14 protein-coding genes and 1 tRNA gene are annotated in these 18,201 nt (G+C 59.1%); 4 read left to right on the top strand and 11 right to left on the bottom strand.

The genetic code is table 11. From position 1 onward, the window contains the following. Positions 1–41: 41 nt before the first annotated feature. From BK660_RS09350 to BK660_RS09360, 3 genes are all read right to left on the bottom strand, one after another. On the bottom strand, positions 42–836 hold the full coding sequence (locus tag BK660_RS09350; protein WP_123433077.1) for a carbon-nitrogen hydrolase family protein: 795 nt from the start codon (positions 834–836) through the stop codon (positions 42–44). A gap of 12 nt (positions 837–848) precedes the next feature. Further along, the gene (locus BK660_RS09355) at positions 849–2,531 is read right to left on the bottom strand and encodes a flavin monoamine oxidase family protein (protein WP_123433078.1); all 1,683 of its coding nucleotides are present in this window, start codon (positions 2,529–2,531) and stop codon (positions 849–851) included. Positions 2,532–2,752: 221 nt separating this feature from the next. Further along, on the bottom strand, positions 2,753–3,214 hold the full coding sequence (locus BK660_RS09360) for an Lrp/AsnC family transcriptional regulator (protein ID WP_123433079.1): 462 nt from the start codon (positions 3,212–3,214) through the stop codon (positions 2,753–2,755). Positions 3,215–3,398: 184 nt separating this feature from the next. Between BK660_RS09360 and BK660_RS09365 the strand changes: the two genes are divergently transcribed. Continuing rightward, the gene (locus BK660_RS09365) at positions 3,399–5,753 is read left to right on the top strand and encodes a glucose/quinate/shikimate family membrane-bound PQQ-dependent dehydrogenase (RefSeq protein WP_123433080.1); all 2,355 of its coding nucleotides are present in this window, start codon (positions 3,399–3,401) and stop codon (positions 5,751–5,753) included. A gap of 87 nt (positions 5,754–5,840) precedes the next feature. On the opposite strand, the gene BK660_RS09370 is transcribed toward BK660_RS09365, so the two are convergent. From BK660_RS09370 to rpsU, 7 genes are all read right to left on the bottom strand, one after another. Then, entirely contained in the window at positions 5,841–6,281 is a 441-nt protein-coding gene (locus BK660_RS09370; RefSeq protein ID WP_123433081.1) for a helix-turn-helix domain-containing protein, read from the bottom strand. Between the two features lie 28 nt (positions 6,282–6,309). After that, a complete protein-coding gene (locus BK660_RS33595; RefSeq protein WP_123433082.1) occupies positions 6,310–6,606 on the bottom strand; it encodes a DUF4258 domain-containing protein in 297 nt (98 codons plus the stop codon). 208 nt (positions 6,607–6,814) lie between these two features. After that, positions 6,815–6,891 (bottom strand) — tRNA-Ile (locus BK660_RS09380). Positions 6,892–6,906: 15 nt separating this feature from the next. Next, on the bottom strand, positions 6,907–10,653 hold the full coding sequence (locus BK660_RS09385; protein ID WP_123433083.1) for a bifunctional diguanylate cyclase/phosphodiesterase: 3,747 nt from the start codon (positions 10,651–10,653) through the stop codon (positions 6,907–6,909). A gap of 122 nt (positions 10,654–10,775) precedes the next feature. Continuing rightward, the gene (gene rpoD / locus BK660_RS09390) at positions 10,776–12,623 is read right to left on the bottom strand and encodes an RNA polymerase sigma factor RpoD (RefSeq protein ID WP_123433084.1); all 1,848 of its coding nucleotides are present in this window, start codon (positions 12,621–12,623) and stop codon (positions 10,776–10,778) included. Positions 12,624–12,690: 67 nt separating this feature from the next. Next, positions 12,691–14,667 carry a DNA primase gene (dnaG, locus tag BK660_RS09395; RefSeq protein ID WP_123433085.1) on the bottom strand — a complete coding sequence of 659 codons (1,977 nt, stop codon included), beginning with the start codon at positions 14,665–14,667 and terminating at the stop codon, positions 12,691–12,693. A 482-nt stretch (positions 14,668–15,149) separates the two neighbouring features. After that, positions 15,150–15,365 (bottom strand): 30S ribosomal protein S21, encoded by a 216-nt coding sequence (gene rpsU, locus BK660_RS09400; RefSeq protein WP_002551877.1) that lies wholly within the window; start codon positions 15,363–15,365, stop codon positions 15,150–15,152. A 199-nt stretch (positions 15,366–15,564) separates the two neighbouring features. On the opposite strand from rpsU, the gene tsaD reads away from it, so the two are divergent. Continuing rightward, positions 15,565–16,590: a tRNA (adenosine(37)-N6)-threonylcarbamoyltransferase complex transferase subunit TsaD gene (gene tsaD, locus BK660_RS09405; RefSeq protein ID WP_027926719.1), complete on the top strand. Its 1,026-nt coding sequence runs from the start codon at positions 15,565–15,567 to the stop codon at positions 16,588–16,590. Positions 16,591–16,613: 23 nt separating this feature from the next. Here tsaD and plsY read toward each other — a convergent pair whose 3' ends face one another. Continuing rightward, positions 16,614–17,183, bottom strand: coding sequence for a glycerol-3-phosphate 1-O-acyltransferase PlsY (gene plsY, locus BK660_RS09410; protein ID WP_123433086.1), 570 nt, complete (start codon positions 17,181–17,183; stop codon positions 16,614–16,616). A gap of 74 nt (positions 17,184–17,257) precedes the next feature. On the opposite strand from plsY, the gene folB reads away from it, so the two are divergent. After that, entirely contained in the window at positions 17,258–17,614 is a 357-nt protein-coding gene (folB, locus tag BK660_RS09415; protein ID WP_027926721.1) for a dihydroneopterin aldolase, read from the top strand. After that, entirely contained in the window at positions 17,605–18,123 is a 519-nt protein-coding gene (gene folK / locus BK660_RS09420; RefSeq protein ID WP_123433087.1) for a 2-amino-4-hydroxy-6-hydroxymethyldihydropteridine diphosphokinase, read from the top strand. Before folB ends, folK begins: the two co-directional genes overlap by 10 nt. Positions 18,124–18,201 lie beyond the last annotated feature (78 nt).

The following is an 18,201-nucleotide window of genomic DNA, read 5'->3' on the forward strand; positions in this document are numbered from 1 at the left end:
TCCAGTACAGAGAAGCGCTAATGCTAGCGGATTACAGGGGATCAGCGCTTGTTAAGGTCGCCGTAAAGCTCGGGACGGCGATCGATCAAGTAGCGATTGGCGGCGCGTGAGTCGGCCATCAATTGACGATCCAGTTCGCCGACAATCAGCGCTTCATCCAGCCCGGCCTGAGCGATGCGACTGCCATCCGGTGCGGCGATGCTGCTCTGGCCGCAGTAGTGGATCTCGCCTTCATGACCGCAGTAATTGGCGTAGGCCACGTAACACTGATTCTCGAAAGCGCGGGCGCGGACGGTGACGTCGGCGACAAAGTCGAAGGGAATCATGTTCGCCGTCGGCACCAGGATCAGCTCGGCACCGGCCAGGGCCAGGCGCCGGGCGTTTTCCGGGAACTCCATGTCGTAGCAAATAAGGAAGCCGAGCTTCCAGCCGTTGAGCTCCACCAGCGGAAAATCATCCTGTCCGGCGCTGAACATCGAGTGATCGAGGTCGCCGAACAAGTGTGTCTTGCGGTAGTTGCACAAGCGCTCGCCGTGGGCGTCGATCAACTGCACGGCGTTGTAGATCTGCCCGTCCTCGGTGCGCTCCGGATAGCCATACAAAATGGCAATCCCGGCTGTCTTGGCAATGCGCGCAATCTGCTGCGCCGACTCACCGTTGTGCACCTCGGCGAGGACGCTGACCGCATCGACGCCGATGTTGTAGCCGGTCAGGAACATCTCCGGCACCACCAACAGGTCGGCGCCTGTCGCTTCCTGGGCCAAATGCTGTAGGCGTTGCAGATTGCCGGCGACATCCAGGGGCAGCGGTGGACATTGGTAAAGGGCTACGCGCATTTCGGATTCCTCTTACTCGGGCAGGGCGATCGGACCGATCTCGTTGAACACATCACCTGGACCCGGGTTCTCGGCGTGAGTTTCACCGCCAAAGTGTTTCATGATGCCCCACACGGCGTTGAGCGAGGTCTGCACCGCGCCTTCAACCCAGGCCGGCGTCCATGAAACGTCGTCGCCGGCGATGAAAATCCCGCGTTGCTCGGCCGGCATGTCGTCCTGCATGAAGTGCGCGTACATGCGCTGGTTGTAACGGTAGTGGCCGGGCAGGGCGCCTTTGAAAGCGCCGAGGAAATGCGGGTCGGCTTCCCACGACACGGTGATCGGATCGCCGATGATGCGTGCGGCGATGTCGACTTTCGGGTAGATCTTCTTCAACGCGTCCAGCGCCAGTTTCACGCGTTTTTCCACCGGGTGCGGGAGCATCTTCAGCGCGTCGCTCATCCACGAGTACGACAGGCAAATCACGCCGGGCTTGTCGTCACCGTTGTCGAACAGATACGTACCACGGGTCAGGCGGTCGGTGAGGGTCATGCTCATCAGGTCGCGGCCGGTTTCCGGATCCTTGTCCTTCCAGAACGGGCGGTCGACCATCACGAAAGTCTTCGACGATTGCATGTAGCGGGTGCGGTCGAGGGCCATCCACATTTTTTGCGAGAACAGGGTTTCATCGCATTCGATCTGGGTGGTCAGCAGCCAGCTCTGGCACGTGGTCAACACCGCAGCGTATTCGCGGGTGTCGCCGTTGTTGTCGGTGACCGCGAAACGACCGTCAGCAGCGTGGGCGATTTTTTTAACCCCGGAGCGCGGCGCGCCTCGGTGCAAAGACTTGAGACTGGTGCCTTCGGGCCAGTGCACGCAGCGTTCCGGCACATGGCGCCAGATGCCTTGCGGGACTTGCTCGACGCCGCCGACGACCAGATGCTGGTGATCGTCGCAGTTGGTCATCACCACCCGGAAAATTTCCAGCATCGAGTTCGGGAAGTCAGAGTCCCAGCCGCCGGTGCCGAAGCCGACCTGACCGAACACTTCGCGGTGATGGAACGACAGTTTGGCGAAGGCTTTTGAGGTCGCGACGAAGTCGTAGAAGGTGCGGTCGTCCCACAGCGGAACCAGAGTGTTCCACAATTCTTTGAGGCGCGGCACGTCACGATCACGAATCGCTTGCTGGATATCGGCGAACTGTGAACCGGCTTCCAGTGCATCCGCCCAGGCGTCAGCCACTTCCTGGAACAGTGCAGGAAGATCCGCCAGTTTCTGTGCGTAATGGGTTTTGCCTTCGATGTCGATCACCGTGCTGCCCGACGCGGGCGTCAGCGGGTTCGGAAAAGGCTTGGTCTGCAGGCCGAGCTTGTCGACGTAGTGATAGAACGCGGTAGACGATACCGGGAAGCGCATTCCGCCCAATTCGGCGACGACTCCATCGGTTCCGTTGAACGCCTGGGAGCGCAGACGACCGCCCATCTTCGAGGCTTCGTAGACGACCGGTTTCAAGCCCAGCTTCATCAACTCGTAGGCCGCCACCAAACCGGCGATGCCCGCGCCGACGATCGCCACTTCGGCACCATGGTTGTGTGCAGGAATGCTGCCCAGGCCAGCCGGGTGTTCGATCCAGTCGTCGAAGGCGAACGGAAAGTCCGGGCCGAAAATGGTGACTGGTTTCTTACCGTCTGCAGGATGGCGATTGTTCTTGTTCATGGCTGACCTTGCTGGCGACCCGACGCAGGATGCGCGTCTGAGTATAGGAAAAGATGGCAGCCATTCTAGTGAGCGTAGAACACGTTAATAAGACGCAATGTGTCGTCGTTTTGCTAATTGTTTTATCAGAATGACGATTGAATGCTACACACCGTCAATGTGGGAGCCGAGCTTGCTCGCGATGAGGCCCTCCCAGACACCAAAGAGCTATCGGCAAAAACTCAAACCGGCTGCCCCCGATCAATCTTGCTACTCAAAATAATCGAGGTCGTCGTCTTCTCCACCCCATCGACACAGCCGATCTGATCCAGCAACTGATCCAGCTGCTCTGGCGAGTCAGTTCGCAGCCACGCCACATAATCAAATTCGCCACTCACTGCACACAGCTGCTGAACCTGCGCCATCGCACTGAGCCGACGCAGCACTTCTTTGCCCGAGCGCGGTTGCACGGTAATCCCGACGTACGCCTGCAATCCACCATCCACCACGCGCTGACCGAGGCGCACACCATAACCGGTGATGACCCGGGTCTTTTCCAGTCGTGCCAGACGCGAGGTGACGGTCGTGCGAGCGATGCCCAATTGCCGGGCCAGCATGGCCACGCTATCGCGGGCGTTGATCTGCAGGGCGGCGATCAACTGGCGGTCGATCTCGTCAAGAACGGGTGGGCGTGTGTCTGGCAAGGGGCGTCTCCGATGGCGTGGAACAATGGTTGAACATGTTACAGGGTCGTTCGACGAGACGCTTGTGGGCGATATTCGAACGAGACTGTGTACCGTTCAGAACATTTGTAGCTGCGACAAATTGCCATAAGTAACTAGGTAGTACATCATTCCGCGCTTGTCACAAATGGGGAAAATTTCCGACATGAATAATTCTGGGGCTGCCGGCGGCGGCAAATGGCTGTTGCGCGGTCTGGGTGTGCTGATTGCCTTGATCGGGCTCGGCCTGGCAGGTGGTGGCGGCTATCTGATTGCGCTGGGCGGCAGCGCTTACTTCTTGCTGATGGGCCTGGCGATGTTGGTGTCCGGGCTGATGATTGCCCGTTGCAAGCCGCAAGGCGCGTGGCTGTATGGTCTGGCGTTGATCCTGACGGCGATTTGGGCGGTGTGGGATGCCGGTTTCGACTACTGGCCGCTGGTGTCGCGCGTGTTGACGTTCGCCGTGATCGGTCTGGTCGTTGCGCTGATGTATCCGACGCTGATGCGTGCTTCAGGCGCGACGGCGGGCCGCGGTGCCTATGGCCTGGCCGGTATCCTGGGCGTTGGCGTCGTCGCAACGATGGCCTACATGTTCGTGCCGACGCATGTGGTCAAAGCCTCCACCGAGCCGGCGGTAACGCCGGTGACACCAGGCACAGAGCAGAAAGACTGGGCACATTGGGGCAACACCACCGCCGGCAATCGCTTTGCCGCGCTGGACCAGATCAACAAAGGCAATATCGACAAGCTGCAGGTCGCGTGGACCTTCCATACCGGCGACGTCCCGCAAAGCACCGGCGCCGGTGCTGAAGACCAGAACACCCCGCTGCAAATCGGTGACACGGTCTACACCTGCACCGCCTACGGCAAAGTCTTTGCCCTGGATGCCGACACCGGCGCCCAGCGCTGGAAGTTCGACCCGCAAGGCACCGCGCCGAACTGGCAGCGCTGCCGTGGGCTGGGTTATTCCGAAACTCCGCCGTCCTCGGACATCCAGCCCACTGCCTGTACGAAACGTCTGTTTCTGCCGACCGGCGACGCCCGTCTGATCGCCATCAATGCCGACACCGGCAAGCCCTGCGAAGAGTTTGGCAACCACGGCACAGTCGACCTGACAACGGATATGGGCGAAGTGAAGCCGGGTTATTACCAACAAACCTCGACCCCGTTGGTCGCCGGTAACGTGGTGATCGTCGGCGGCCGCGTGGCTGATAACTATTCCACCGGCGAGCCGCCAGGTGTGGTCCGCGCCTATGACGTGCGCAGTGGCGAACTGGTGTGGGCGTGGGATCCGGGTAACCCAAACACCACCAAGCGCCCGCCGGCCGGTGAGACCTATACCCGTGGCACGCCGAACGTTTGGTCGGCCATGTCCTATGACGCCAAGCTCGGTCTGGTGTACCTGCCAACCGGCAACGCCACCCCAGACTTCTTCGGCGGACAGCGCACGGCATTCGATGACAAATGGAACTCGTCTATCGTCGCTATCGACGTGAAGACCGGTCAGGTGCGCTGGCACTTCCAGACCACTCACCACGACCTCTGGGACTTCGACCTGCCAGCCCAGCCGCTGCTGTACGACGTGCCAGACGACAAGGGTGGCGTGCAGCCAGCCTTGGCGCAAGTGACCAAGCAGGGCGAGATTTTCCTGCTCAATCGCGAAACCGGCGTACCGATCGCCCGCGTCGAAGAGCGTCCAGTGCCGCAAGGCAATGTCCCCGGCGAACGCTATTCACCGACCCAGCCGTTCTCGGTGGACATGCCGTCAATCGGTAACAAGACATTGACCGAGTCCGACATGTGGGGCGCCACGCCGTTCGATCAACTGATGTGCCGCATCCAGTTCAAAGGCATGCGCCACAAAGGCGTCTACACCCCGCCAGGGCTTGATCGCGCACTGCAATTCCCGGGCTCGTTGGGTGGCATGAACTGGGGCAGCGTTTCGGTGGACCCGAACACGAATTACATGTTCGTCAACGACATGCGCCTTGGCCTCGCCAACTACATGATCCCGCGCAACAAGATCGCCGCCGGGGCCAGTGGTATTGAAATGGGTGTGGTGCCGCAGGAAGGCACGCCTTTTGGTGCGATGCGCGAACGTTTCCTCTCGGCAGCCGGCATTCCGTGTCAAAAACCACCCTTTGGCACCATGTCCGCCATCGACCTCAAGACCCACAAACTGATGTGGCAAGTCCCGGTTGGCACCGTGCAAGACACCGGTCCGCTGGGTATCCGCATGCATTTGCCAATCCCGATTGGCATGCCGACGCTGGGCGCGTCACTCGCGACCCAGTCGGGGCTGTTGTTCTTCGCCGGGACTCAGGATTTTTACCTGCGTGCGTTTGATACCGGCAATGGCAATGAGATCTGGAAGGCGCGTTTGCCTGTAGGTAGCCAGTCAGGGCCGATGACGTACGTTTCGCCGAAGACTGGCAAGCAGTACATCCTGCTGACGGTGGGCGGTGCGCGTCAGTCGACGGACCGTGGGGACTATGTGATTGCGTATGCGTTGCCCAGGTAGGGGCTGAATCGCAGAAACGAAAAAGCTGTGCCATTCGCACACAAAAAAGCCCGGCATTTTCGCCGGGCTTTTTCGCAGCATTCATATTCAAGCGCATGCATTGCCTTGGTTATGCCATCCGCCTTCAAACTCCAGATTCAGCTTGTAGAGGTCGTGGTCCAATTTGTTGATGGTATTGATAGCTGCCATCAAATCCGCCTCGCCAGTTTTGGCTTCGAGATAAAGCCCCCTCAAGTAGCGGTCGTTCACCATTGGGATTTTGTCGGTTTTTTCCCAGATCGCTACAGCCTGGCTCGTCAAACCAACGATTTCAGCGAGGCTTTCTTGAGACAGCCCAAGTTCTTTCCTGAGAAATCGGAACTCAGCCCCTGTCAACACAGAAGTCTTCTCGGCGATGGCCTTGCCGATGACGTCATGTAAGCCTTTCACATCGGTGATGGCGACGGACTCGCCATACGCGGTCTCTTTCACCACGAAGCCGTTGCTAAGCCATACATTTGGCAGGCCGCTCTCTACGTAGTGGTACATAAAACTCACCCCTTCTTTTGTATCGTGGTCACCCGAGAAATGTCCCGTCGTCATCAACGTCGATCGCGCCGACGACCTGGAGAGGTGACCCAGCTCTAAACCAGGAAATAGTAAACCTCCAATCACCCCCCGGTTGCTGAAACGGCCCTTCGGTGATCTGCCCCTTGCCCAGACAGTCCATCACATCCGGCATGCTCACACCTCGCTCAATCATCCTTGCCTTGGCATGCGGAGAGTAGAAGATGCGTTCCGATACCTCCGAAAGCCCGCGTATTATTTCGAGAGCTTTCTTTTTTGGCAGTGGAAAAGGCAGTAGGAGGCTCATTGGTTTTCTATAGTATTTATAGGTTGAGTCATCCTAAAGTTCAAGGCTGGTTTGTCAAATTCCGTTGTATGTCTGGGAATGTCGCTACTGCGTTGGCAAGCCCACGTGGGCGCTTTGTAGACGTGTAAGCTGGTTTTTAAAGGAAAAAACTTAGGGGCGCCTGAACGCCAGACACGAAAAAGCCGCGCATCAGCGCGGCTTTTTTATTTGGTGGGCCCACACGGACTTGAACCGTGGACCAAAGGATTATGAGTCCTCTGCTCTAACCAACTGAGCTATAGGCCCTCAGTAGGCCGCGGATTATAGCGACGGTTTCTCGGCTGTGCTATCCGAAAAATCCGATACGGCAATACGAAGAAACGTCGCGGCGAATTCGTCGGCGGGCAGAGGCGGGCTCACGATGTAACCCTGGATCTGTTCGCAGCCTTCGGCGGCGAGGAATTGCTGTTGGGCCAGGGTCTCCACACCCTCGGCGATGACAGTGAATTGCATGCTGCGGCCCAGGGCGATGATCGCGCGAACGATCGCCGCATCATGCGGATCGTCAGGCAGGCCGCGGACGAACGACTGATCGATCTTGAGAATATCCAGCGGCAGGCGCTTGAGGTAGCTCAAGGACGAGTAGCCCGTCCCGAAGTCGTCGATGGCCAACTGCACGCCCAGCTGTTTGAGTTGGTGCAGCACCGCCAGCGCTTCTTCGGCCTGGCTCATGATGAAGTTTTCGGTAATCTCCAGTTGCAGAAAACCGGGCTGGAGATGGCTGTCCTTGAGCAGTTGCTCGATCCGTCCCAGCAGGTTGGGTTGACGTAGTTGGGCGCCTGCGAGGTTGACCGAGAGCGGGCCGAGGCATTCATACACCTGATTCCACTCGTTCATTTGCCGGCAGGCGGTTTCAAGCACCCAATCGCCGATTTGCAGAATCATGCCGTTTTCTTCGGCCAGCGGAATGAAGTGTTCCGGCGGCACCATGCCGAAGGTCGGGTGATGCCAGCGAATCAGCGCCTCGGCGCCTACCAGGCGATGGTCTTCGAGGCTGATTTTCGGCTGGTAGTGCAAAAACAGTTCGTTGCGCTCGATGGCGCGGCGCAATTCATGTTCCAGCGCCACCCGTTCGCTGGCCTGTGCGGTGAGGTCGCGGGTGTAGCTTTCGACCCGGTTACGCCCCTTGGCCTTGGAGCGGTACATCGCAGCGTCGGCGTTCTTGACCAGCGTGGCGACGTCGCAGCCGTCCTTGGGATACAGGCTGGTGCCGATACTGGCGCTGATGAAGAACTCGTGTTCACCGGCCTGGAACGGCGCCCCGAAGCAATTGAGCAGCTTGGTCGCGATATTGTCGGCGTCGCTGTTCTGTTGCAGGCCCGGCAGCAGGATGATGAATTCGTCACCGCCCAGGCGCGCGACGGTATCGATGTCGCGCAACTGCTCTTTGAGGCGCACTGCGATGCCTTTTAGCAGCAAGTCGCCGACCGGGTGGCCGAGGCTGTCGTTGATGTGTTTGAAGCGGTCCAGGTCGAGGAACAGCACGGCGCCCTGGCCGCCATTTTCCTGTTGGGTGTTGAGGGCGGTCTGCAGTCGGCTCTCGAACAGTGTGCGGTTTGGCAGGCCGGTCAACGGGTCGTGATGCGCCTGATAATCGAGTTTGGCCTGCGCGTGTTTGAGGCTGGAAATGTCGGCGAACACCGCCACAAAGTGGGTGATGAACTTGTCCCGATTGCGCACGGCGCTGATGGTCAGCCAACTGGGGTAAAGCTCGCCATTCTTGCGGCGGTTAGAGATCTCGCCTTGCCAATGACCTTCTGCGGTCAGTTGGTGCCACATCGCCGCATAAAACGCGCTGTCGTGAAGGCCGGAGGCAAGCAGGCGAGGAGTGTGGCCCAGTGCTTCGCTCTCGCTATAGCCGGTGATCTCGGTAAACGCACGGTTGACCGCACTGATGTGCTGTTGGGTGTCGGTGATCAGCACCCCCTCAGCCGTGCTTTCGAACACGGTGGCGGCCTGTTGCAGCTTTTCCTGCATCAGGTGCCGCTCGGTGATGTCACGGGCAATGGTCAACATGCAGTCTTCATCGCCGATAGGTAATGGGCGGCTCGACACCTCGCAGAGACGAATCTGCCCGTCGCTGCGGCGGATATGGCAACTGAAGTCACGGACGAAACCATCCCGGTGCAGCAGGTCGAGCATCTGTTTGCGTTCGTTGAGGTTGACCCATATCCCGAGATCCAGGGCCGATCGATCAACGGACATCGCGCTGTTGAAACCGGTAATGCGGCTGAAACCTTCGTTGACCTCCAGCAGCAACCCGTCGCTCTGCCTGGACAGCAACAAACCATCCGGGGAGGCGTGGAAGGCCTTGGCAAATTTCTCTTCGGAGGTTTGCAGTTGTTGCTGGGTTTCCTTGAGCTGGCTGATATCACGCACCACCACGACCAAGGCTGGGGTGGTGTCGAGATCGAAAGGCTCGGCGGAAATCAGGCCGGTGAACACGTGGCCGTTACTGCGGCGAAAAGGCATCTCCAGGTTGCGGATGCTGCCGGCCTGCAATCGCTGCAACAAACCCGGCCCGACGCCGGGGATGCCCCAGATGTTGAGGTCGGTGGCGGTCTGGCCGATGACGTCTTCGGCCCTGAGGCCGATTTGCTCTTCGAACGCTTTGTTCACCTCCAGCAGGCAACCGTCGGACAGTCGCGCGATCACCAGGATGTCCGGGCATTGCTGGAAGACCGAAGCGAATTTTTGCTCGGACAGACTCAACGCTTCTTCTGTGCGTTTGGCATCGCTGATATCGATCATCAGCCCGCGCATGATCGGTTCGTGGCCATGCTCGATCAGGCTGACGATATCGCGCACCCACAGGCAGCGACCGTCGGCGGTGATGACCCGGTAATCGACGCTGTGATCGCGCCCGGCCAGTACTTCGTGATCGCAAAAAGACTGGGCTCGCGTCAGGTCCGCAGGATGGATGATGTTGCGCCAGAAGCCCGGAATCAGCCAATGAGACAGGGGATAGCCGAGGAGATCTTCGGCATGGGGTGAAACGTAGCTGTAGGTGAAATCACTGATTCGTGCTTCCCAGGCGATGGCCGACAAACTCTCGACCAGCCCGCGATAGTGGTACTCGCTGCTGCGCAGTTCCTGTTCCAGGTCGACCCGGCGAGCAATTTCAGAGCTCAGGCGGCGGTTGATCCGGATCACCACAGCCAACATGACCGTCAGAAACAATAGCCCCGGCAAGCCGTAAACCAGCAGATCCGACCAAAAGGTTCGATGATCGAGGACATTGCCCACCCAGTGTTCCTGAATGGCGCTGATTTCACTCGGGCTCATGTCCGCCAGCACTTTGTCCAGAATGCCGACCAGTACCTTGTTGCCGGGAGGCACGGCCATTGCCAGTTGATAGCGGTAGGGGGTTTCACCGCTGACATACAGCCCATCGAGCTTGAGCTGGCGAAGGCTCCAGACGCTGGAAGCGAGATCGCCCACCACCGCGTCCACTTCATCGGTGGCCAGTGCCTGCAAAGCCGAGCTCACATTGGGCATCGGCACCAGATTCAGGTCCGGGTGGTGGGTGCGCAACAGCTCGTGGGGCGCATAGTTTTCCACCACGGCGATCTTCAGCCCGTAAAGGTCTTCGAGTTTGTGCGGCTGGGCACCGCCGACATGGGCCAGGATGACAATGGGGAAGTCGAGGTAGGGGCGCGTAAACGACAGGTACGACTGGCGCTCCGGGGTCGACATGATGCCCGGTAAAACGTCCAGCTTGCCTTGCTTGGCCTGTTCCAGCACGACCGTCCAGCTAACCGGCTCGATGGGCGTGAGCTTGATGGCCAGCCGTTGGCGGATCACATTGATGTAGTCCGCCGCCAGACCCTGATAAAGGCCCTGTTCATCGCGGAACTCAAATGGCGGCCAGGACGCGTCAACACCCAGGCGCAAATCCGGGTGTGCGCTCAGCCAGCTACGTTCGTCGTCAGTCAGAGTCAGCGCGCCAGCCGTTGCGGTCCAGGTCATCAGCGACAGCAAAAAAAGCACGGTCGGCAGTCTGGGCATAACGGTCTCGTTATGGCTCGGGGGAATGTTTCGAGTGTAGACGGGCTAGGCGGTAGGGGGGAGGTGCGAGGAATTTAATCTGCATAAAGCAAAACCCCCGGCCTGGGCCGGGGGTTCTGTTATTACTCGTCGAGGAAGGAGCGCAAATGCTCGCTTCTCGTCGGGTGGCGCAGCTTGCGCAGTGCCTTGGCTTCGATCTGACGAATCCGTTCACGGGTCACGTCGAACTGCTTACCAACCTCCTCAAGGGTGTGGTCGGTATTCATGTCGATACCGAAGCGCATGCGCAGAACCTTGGCTTCACGGGCAGTGAGGCCGGACAGGACTTCGCGAGTCGCTTCTTTAAGGCTCTCAACGGTGGCGACATCGATTGGCGACTGCATGGTCGAGTCTTCGATGAAGTCACCCAGATGGGAGTCTTCGTCATCACCGATCGGGGTTTCCATGGAGATCGGCTCTTTAGCGATCTTCAATACCTTGCGGATCTTGTCCTCAGGCATTTCCATGCGTTCGCCCAGCTCTTCCGGGGTCGGTTCGCGACCCATTTCCTGCAACATCTGCCGGGAAATACGGTTGAGCTTGTTGATCGTCTCGATCATGTGCACCGGAATACGGATGGTGCGGGCCTGGTCGGCGATCGAGCGAGTGATCGCCTGACGGATCCACCAGGTGGCATAAGTCGAGAATTTGTAGCCGCGGCGGTATTCGAACTTGTCTACCGCTTTCATCAAACCGATGTTGCCTTCCTGGATCAGATCGAGGAATTGCAGACCGCGGTTGGTGTACTTCTTGGCGATGGAGATCACCAGACGCAAGTTCGCTTCAACCATCTCTTTCTTCGCGCGGCGGGCCTTGGCCTCACCGATCGACATGCGACGGTTGATGTCCTTGATCTCGGCGATCGTCAAACCGGTTTCGGTTTCCAGCGCGGTCAGCTTCTGCTGGCAACGAACGATGTCCGGTTGCAGGCGACCAATGGCTTCAGCGTATTTGCTTTTGCCTTTGGCCAGTGCATCGGTCCAGCTTTCGTCAACTTCGTTGCCCGGGAACTGGCGCAGGAAGTCGGCACGCGGCATGCGGGCATCACGAACGCAAAGTTGCATGATCGCGCGCTCTTGCTGACGCAGACGATCCAGGGCACTGCGAACACGCTCGACCAGGCCTTCGAATTGCTTCGGAACCAGTTTGATCGGCATGAACAGCTCAGCCAGGATCAACAGCTCGGCGATTGCCAGCTTATTGCCACGACCATGCTTTTTCAGCGCCTTGCGGGTGATTTCCATCTGATCGGAGACAGCGCCAAAACGCTGGGCTGCGATGACCGGATCCGGACCGCTTTCGGCTTCTTCTTCGTCATCCGTTGCTTCGGCGTCATCGTCGTCGGTGTCGTCATCCGCTTTCACGGCTTTCGGATCGATCGGCGGCGGCACTTCTGCAGCAGGCGGCGCAATGCCGTCGTCCGGGTCGATATAACCGCTCAGGACGTCGGACAGGCGGCCACCTTCGGTGGTGACGCGAGTGTACTCGGAGAGAATATGATCAACCGTGCCAGGGAAGTGCGCAATTGCGCCCATCACTTCACGGATGCCCTCTTCAATACGTTTGGCGATTTCGATTTCGCCTTCACGTGTGAGGAGCTCTACCGTACCCATTTCACGCATGTACATGCGCACTGGGTCGGTGGTGCGACCAATGTCGGTCTCGACCGCTGCCAACGCTGCTGCTGCCTCTTCGGCCGCGGCTTCGTCGGTATCGGCGTCGGCCAGCATAAGGGAATCCTTATCTGGCGCAACCTCGAATACGTTGATCCCCATGTCGTTGATCATGCGGATGATGTCTTCCACCTGTTCCGGATCTGAAATATCCTCCGGCAGGTGGTCGTTGACCTCCGCGTAAGTCAGGTAACCCTGCTCACGACCAAGTGTGATCAACTCTTTGATACGAGACTGCTGTTGCGCTTTTCCGGACATAACACCCTATCCACTGAAGGTCTTGGCGGGCAAAAAACAAGCCGAGGATTATACCTGAGCTATGACCTCACGCGCCAGTTGAGGTCGGGTTTGATACAGCCATATTGCGTTTTAATAGGTCGCGCATCTGATTTGCGATCTGATTTGCTTCCTCCGGGGTCAATCCCGGCTGTCTGGCTTTCCTGATAAGTACTTCCAGGCTATCCGTGTGTTGAGCGGCCGATAACCTAGTAATGGTGTCTAAAAACTGTTGTTCAAGGTTATCGCCTGCAATCAGCCATTCCTTTTCTGCCAGCGCTTTGAGCAATCGTCCCTGTTCGGTCCCGTGCCAGCGCGCCATTAGCTGAATTGAGTTTAGCTTAGGATTTTTTTGCACCGCCTCGATCAGGGCCACGAGCAGTTGTGCGTAGGTGTTGCTCTCATTGGCAAAATGGTTGGCGGTTTCTACCCGGCCAGCCAGGTCCGGATGATGAATGAGGGTGCGCAGCGCGATCAGCGTGGGCGCTTCGACAGCAATCGGTGTGCGCGGGGCGCTCGGTTGATCACGATCGCCGCGTTTACCATTCTTGTCCCACGGTTTCTTGTCCCACTTCTTGCCGCCGGCGCCGGGTTTCTTCGGCGTCCACTCCTGCTGCGGCACATACATTTCTTGTGACTGCGGCTGATGGTAGTCGCCGTAGTCCGGCATGGCGTCGTAATCCATGCCGGGGTCGTAAGCCGGCGGCGCGTCCTGAGGGGCGCTTTGCACCAGTTGGCTCACCGCTTCGCCACTGAGGCCGGTAATTTCGGTCAGGCGTTGACGCATCAGGATGCGCAGGTTTGCGCCGGGGACTTTGTCGATGAGCGGCGCGGCGAGGGTGGCCATGTGGGCCTTGCCCTCCAGCGAACGCGGGTCGGACTCTTCGGTCAGCTGCTGGAAGAAATAGTCCGCCAACGGCTGGGCGTGCTGGTTGATTCGCGCGCGGAAGGCGTCCGTGCCTTCGGAGCGGACCAGCGTATCCGGGTCTTCGCCTTCCGGCAGGAACAGAAAACGTGCGCGCCGCCCGTCTTGCAGGCAGGGCAGTGTCGCTTCCAGTGCTCGCCAGGCGGCATTGCGGCCGGCCTGGTCGCCGTCAAAACAGAACAGCACGTTGGGAACGACGCGAAACAGTCGCTTCAAGTGCTCTTCGCTGGTGGCGGTGCCCAGCGTCGCCACGGCATTGCGCAGGCCTTGCTGGGCGAGGGCGATGACGTCCATGTAGCCTTCGACGACGATGATTTCGTCGAGGTTGCGGTTGTTCTTGCGTGCTTCATAAAGGCCGTAGAGCTCCTGGCCTTTATGGAATACCGGAGTTTCCGGTGAGTTCAGGTATTTCGGCTTGTCGTCGCCCAGTACCCGGCCGCCGAAAGCGATGATGCGCCCGCGGCTGTCGCGAATCGGGAACATCACGCGATCGCGGAAGCGGTCATAGCGTTTGCCGGTTTCGGCGTTCTCGATCAGCAGGCCGGCATCGACCATGGCTTTTTGTTGCAGGGTGTCGCTGCTCAAGTGTTTGAACAGGTTGTCCCAGCCCGGCGGAGCAAAGCCGAGGCCGAAGTCGCGAGCGATCTCGCCGGTCAGTCCGCGACCTTTCAAGTAATCCACAGCGGCTTTGCGCGATGGATGGCTTTTCAGTGCCTGACGGTAAAAGTCGGCGGCGGCGGTGAGCAGCGGATACAACGGCGAATCGGTCGGTTGCCGCGGTTTGTGCGGCCGGCCGCTTTCTTCGCGGGGGATTTCCATGCCGGCGGCTTTGGCCAGTTCCTCGACGGCCTGGACGAAATCCAGGTTGTCGTGGTCCATCATGAAGCCGAGGGCGTTACCGCCAGCACCGCAACCAAAGCAGTAATAGAACTGTTTGTCTGGGCTGACGCTGAAAGACGGGGTTTTCTCTTTGTGGAACGGGCAGCAAGCGGTGTAATTCTTGCCGGCCTTTTTCATTTGCAGGCGCGAGCTGACCACATCGACGATGTCGGTGCGGTTCAGAAGGTCGTCAATGAAGCTCTGGGGAATTAGCCCGGCCATGGCGTTCTCGTCATCTGCGCTGAAAGGGACCTATAACGAAGTGCGGCCGAACGCGGGTCGTTGCTTGAGGCGCGCAAAAGATGCGGCTCGACCGGTGTCGTCTGCGTAATCGCTATCGGGGAGTGTATCTGCCGAAAATCCACTGACGTTAATACCAATCAGTAATCGACTGTTTGAAAGTGTTGCGCTGAATCCGCTGCGGCCTGTCGATGGCCTCGGATAGCTCAATAAGCGGGCACGCAAGCAGGTGCCTTGGGCTGATCGTCGTGAGAGGAATCAGTGGGTGTGCTCGTCAGTAGCCTTGGAAGGCTCGTCAGAAAAGACGTGCACCGCTGGCAAAAGAGCCAGGTCTGACGCTGTGAAGCAGATTTGTCTCGGTCGCGTCTGCGGCTTCGACGGTGAAGCATCAAGCGTTTTACGCAAATGCCATTAGCCCGGCTTGGAGCCGGGCTTGGCAGAAGCTTGCTACGATCGTCTGTGTATTAGTACAGACGAACGGCGCGGCGCTGTTCGCGCTGAACTTTCTTCGCGTGACGCTTAACAGCGGCTGCTGCTTTGCGCTTACGCTCAGAAGTTGGCTTCTCGTAAAATTCGCGGCTACGAACTTCAGCCAGTACACCGGCTTTTTCGCAGGAGCGCTTGAAACGACGCAGAGCTACGTCGAAGGGTTCGTTCTCTTTTACTTTGACGGCTGGCATCCAGAGCTACCTTCATTCATTACCGGGGTCAACATCCTCGCGGCAAAAGAGCACTTGAAGACGTCGGTTTTTAAGGGTTGCGGATGTTAACCCCTCATCGCTTGGAATGCAAAGCCTCTGATCGAAAACCGCTGGTCGGGGCATCACGTGGCGACTATTATGCGCGCCTTCGAATTCAGCCTAAACAAGGCGCAAACCCATGCTAGTACTGGGATTAGAAACCTCCTGCGACGAAACCGGTGTCGCATTATATGACAGTGAACGCGGGCTGTTGGCCGACGCACTGTTCAGCCAGATCGACCTGCACCGTGCCTATGGTGGCGTTGTGCCGGAGCTGGCCTCGCGCGACCACGTCAAACGCATGCTGCCCTTGATTCGTCAGGTGTTGGCCGAAGCTGACTGCGTGCCGACCGAGATCGACGCCATCGCGTATACCGCGGGTCCTGGCCTGGTCGGCGCGTTGCTGGTGGGCGCATCCTGTGCTCAGGCGCTGGCCTTTGCCTGGGGCATTCCGGCCTTGGGCGTGCACCACATGGAAGGCCACTTGCTGGCGCCGATGCTGGAGACACAACCACCAGAATTCCCGTTCGTCGCTTTGTTGGTGTCCGGCGGCCATACGCAGCTGGTTCAGGTCGACGGAATCGGCCAGTACACGCTGTTGGGTGAAACGCTGGACGACGCTGCCGGTGAGGCTTTCGACAAGACCGCGAAGATGATGGGGCTCAATTATCCGGGCGGCCCGGAAATCGCGCGCCTGGCCGAGCAAGGCGTTGCGGGACGATTCACGTTTCCGCGTCCGATGTGCGACCGCCCGGGCCTGGCATTCAGCTTCAGCGGCTTGAAAACCTTCGCGTTGAACACCTGGCAGCAAAGCGTCAGCGCCGGGGACGACAGCGAACAAGCCCGTTGCGACATCTCTCTGGCGTTCCAGCAGGCCGTGGTGGAGACTTTGACCATCAAGTGCAAGCGAGCCCTCAAACAAGCGGGCATGAAGCGCCTGGTCATCGCTGGGGGCGTCAGTGCCAACAAGGCACTGCGCACCTCGCTGGAAAAAATGCTCGGTGACATGAAAGGCGATGTGTTTTACGCCCGTCCGGAGTTCTGCACTGATAATGGCGCGATGATCGCGTTTGCCGGATGCCAGCGCTTGCAGGCCGGCCAGCATGAAAGCCTGGCCATCAGCGTTCAGGCACGCTGGCCGATGGAGCAATTGTCGGCGCTGTGATGAGCCGCGCGCACGTCCGGTATTTAAAAATGCCGTTCGCGCCCGGCAAACAGGTCGCGTAGATTGCCGCGATGACGCCAGACAATCAGCCCGGTGAGCACGCTCATGGGCAGCAAGGCCGCCGGTTCCTGCCAGGCAAGCAATGGCAGGGTCAGCGGTGTGGCGATCAGTGCCGCGAGTGAGCTGGTGCGGGTCAGGTAGAACGTCAGCAGCCAGGCGCAGACCGCCAGCAGTGCCGCCGGCGGGTAAAGCCCCAGCAGCATGCCGGCAGCGGTGGCGACACCTTTGCCGCCGCGAAAGCGGAAGTACACTGGAAACAGGTGGCCGATGACGGCGCAGATGCCGATCCAGGCCTGTTCTTGCAGCGAAAGACCGGCAAGAGCGGCGATCAGCACCGGCAGCAAGCCTTTGCAGACATCGCCGAGCAAGGTCAGGACGGCGAGTTTTTTGCCGGCCAGGCGCAACATGTTGGTGGCACCGGCATTGCCCGAGCCACTCATTCGCGGATCGGGATTCCCGGTCAGGCGGCTGAGCAAAATGGCGAAGGACAGAGAGCCGAGCAGGTAGGCGAGGATCGCCAATAACCAAAACATGCTAACTATTCCGGGCGAGGACGCCCTGATTCTAACGGCGCATTGCGCCCTTGTCGTGCAGCGGAGAAAAGTGCTTGGACAGAGTGTTTATCGAGGGCCTGGAAGTCGACACCGTGATTGGTGCCTACGACTGGGAGCGAGGCATCCGACAGTGCCTGCGTCTTGATCTGAGCTTCGCCTGGGACAATCGCCCAGCCGCCGCCGGTGATGACCTGACCCTGGCGCTCGATTACGCGAGCGTTTCGTCGCGCATCCAGGCGTTTGCCGAGCAGGCGCAGTATCAATTGGTCGAGACCTTCGCCGAGCGTCTGGTCGAAGTGCTGATGAGTGAATTCAAGATCACCTGGGTGCGTCTCAAGCTGACCAAGCCTGGCGCTGTCCCGGCTGCCAAGGGCGGTGTGGGCGTGGAGATCGAGCGCGGATGTCGCTGACTCAGGTGTACCTCGGGCTCGGTAGTAATATCGAGCGTGAAACCCATTTGCAGGCGGGGCTTGAGGCCTTGGCGGCGGTTTTGGTGGATATCCGCTGCTCGGCCGTGTTCGAAAGCCAGCCGGTGGGCATCAAGAGCGGGCCGTTCTTCAATTTCGTGGTGTCGGCGTACACCGATCTGCCGCTGATGGAGCTGGACCGTCGATTGAAGTTCATCGAGGCGGACAACGGTCGTTATGCGCCGGACCGCAAGGGTTTGCCACTGGACATCGACGTCCTGTTGTTTGGTGATCTGGTGGGCAATTTCGATGGCTTGATCCTGCCGCGGGCAGAGATTCTGAAGAATGCTTTTGTGTTGTGGCCTTTGTCGCTGATTGCGCCGGACCGGGTGCATCCGGGCGTAGGCAAAAGCTTTGCGACCTTGTGGGGCGAAGCGCAGATTGATCAGGTGTTGGCGCCGGTGGCTTTTGAGTGGCGCGGTGAGCAGTTGACTCCTTTGAATTTGTTGTGAGGCGGACGACGCCATCGCGAGCAGGCTCGCTCCTACAGGGTCTATGCAAAACCTGTGGGAGCGAGCCTGCTCGCGAAG

This window comes from Pseudomonas brassicacearum, assembly GCF_003732265.1.
GTDB classification, from domain to species: Bacteria; Pseudomonadota; Gammaproteobacteria; order Pseudomonadales; family Pseudomonadaceae; genus Aquipseudomonas; species Aquipseudomonas brassicacearum_D.